The 2,479-nt window shown below is 55.7% G+C and carries 1 protein-coding gene; it reads left to right on the top strand.

The features are described 5' to 3' along the window. The coding region (locus AC6T8Q_RS16755; protein ID WP_500680180.1) for a protein kinase domain-containing protein at positions 1-2,077 on the top strand (2,077 nt) is incomplete at its 5' end. Positions 2,078-2,479: the final 402 nt, after the last annotated feature.

Here is a 2,479-nt window from a genome sequence, read left to right as displayed (position 1 = left end):
GCCCGAGCAAGCTGCTGGCAAATCCAATGCAATACAACCTGCGGTCGACATCTACTCGCTGGGAGCCGTGCTTTATGAGCTACTCACAGGGCGTCCGCCGTTCACGGCCGAAACTTCAGCGGAGACCCGCCGGCAAGTCATCGAAGAGGAGCCCGTTCCACCCTCTCGGCTGAATTCCCGAGTACCGCACGATTTGCAGACGATTTGTCTCAAGTGCCTGCAAAAAGCCCCATCGCGACGTTACGAAACTGCGGCGGATCTTGCGGACGACCTAGAACGATTCATTCAAGGCGAGCCGGTTCACGCTCGACCTATCGGCATCGGAGAGCGAACCGTAAAGTGGTGCCAGCGCCATCCTTCGACGTCTCTCGCAATTCTTGTTGTTGTCGTTGCGATGACGGGGGCAATAGCCGGAGGCATCTGGCTGCAGCAGGTGGAACACACACGCTATACCGAGGCAGTCATACGGCGAGAGGGTGCGCGTACTTCCATTGAGTCAGCGCTGCCGTTGCTCTCGCAATTTGTGAAAAGCCGGCAATGGTCGGATGCTGCGGGAGTACTCAGCACGGCTCAGGCAAGGCTAAGTGATGCTGATTTGCCCGAACTCGATGTTCGCGTGGCTGCGGCTGCGGAGGAGTTCGAGGTTGCCCAGGAGCTGGACCGCATTCGCCAAAACTTTCCCGAGCATGAACCAGAAAAAGTCGGTTATACCGACCGTCCGACGCGCGAATCATATAAACGAGTTTTTCAACGAATGGGGATTGGAAGTGATGTTGCGGTCGAGACGGCCGCGGCACGAGTGAGAGCGTCGCGGCTTCGTGAACCGATTCTCGCCGCTCTAGACCATGCTGCATTCAGCGAGCGATTTAGCTCGGATCACACTGAGCTTACCAGGCTCCTTGCGGTGGGACGTGCGTCGGCACCCAACCCCTGGCAAGATCGCTTCCGGAATCCCTATACCTGGCAAGAACTCACAAGTCTGCAATCGCTTGTGAAAGATGCCCCAAACGTCGAACCGGCCCCGCCGAGTCACCAGATGGTGATGATCGCAATCCTGCTAAGTCAACTGGATGCCAACGCAACGACAATCCAAATTCTACGTGCGGCACAACTGCGTGATCCAGCGGATTTCTGGGTCAACCTAGAGCTAGGTCTCGCTCTGAGGCGCGAAGGAAAACCCGTTGAAGCAGTTCAGTATTTGCGAGTGGCCACCGCCCAGAAGCCGGCACACTTTGTTGGTTGGACCGAACTTGGACGGACGTTGTTTACCAGCGGTAAACTAGAAGATGCAATTCCGCCGCTTCGTAAGGCCACAGCCATCCAGCCGGAGCTGCTGGCAAATTGGGTTCTTCTCATCATATCGCTCGAGTTTTGTGGGCAGTGGGAAGAGGCCCTTGCCACAGAGCGCGCAGCTGCGTCTGCAATCCCGGATTTTGTAATGCCTGACGAAACGTTGAACTTGCTTCCCCTTTGCCGCGCTCGATCTGCGGCAGTAAAGCGAGAGTGGCCAATCGCGGTGATGTCCTACGGCCAAGCCCTAGATGGATTCTACCCGAACAATAGCGAGGTTTGGTTTGAATTCGCAGCCACAAGTTTGCTGGCGGATGACGAGCCGGGGTATCGTGAGATTTGTACTTCGATGCTTGAACAAGGCGGAAGTGCCGAACTGCGGAGCTTTCTTGTAGCGCGCGCCTGCACGTTCGCCCTTGTGCCAAATCAGGAGTTAATCCTCGCTTCAGAAATGTCCTTGGCGGAGTTAGACAAAAGCGCCGATAGCTACTGGTCACTCACCCAGCGCGCCGCTTTGCTGTGTCGCCAGGGACGGCACGAGGAGGCGCTCCCCTTTCTGGAGCAGAGTCTCCGGACGACTTCCAAGCCAGAGCACTGTATCGTCACTTGGGTGTGGCTTTCGCGAGCGCAGCTTGGCCTGGGAGATCATGACGCTGCGAAGCTGTGGCTTGGGAAGGCAACATCGTATCTTGATCAAAGTGCCGCAAAGCCGGAAGAGATTCATTTGCACAACTGGCTCGAAGCACAGATCCTACGCCGTGAAGTGGAAGCCCAACTCGCTCGATAAATACCAGTCTTCATGTCCGCGATCGGTCCGATGATCGCGAAAAAGTCTGCCAATTCAGTTTGACTGAGGACCAATCTAGGAGCTGCGTGCTTTCAGGAAGGTTTCGGGTATTAACGGAATATCGGGCGCCCGTAGATTGAGAAGGGCGACAGGACTTGAACTTGCGACCGCTTGATTTACCCCGATAGGGGTTAGCAGCAATTAGCCGGTGGTTGAGCGCAGCGACACCACCGGGAGGATGTCCCACCGCCATTGCACCCCGAAGGGCTACGCTGTGAAGCATTTTTATGCCGTAAAAACTGAGGTTTCGCTAATCTCCGGTTTATGAAAAAAGCCAGATTCCCCACAAACGAACTGAAACACTTCAGTCAGAAAGGAATCTGGCCATGGCTCGTAGTAATC

The sequence above is a fragment of the Bythopirellula sp. genome, from assembly GCF_041737835.1.
Lineage (GTDB): Bacteria > Planctomycetota > Planctomycetia > Pirellulales > Lacipirellulaceae > Bythopirellula.
This window is presented reverse-complemented; position numbering and strand designations above follow the sequence as displayed.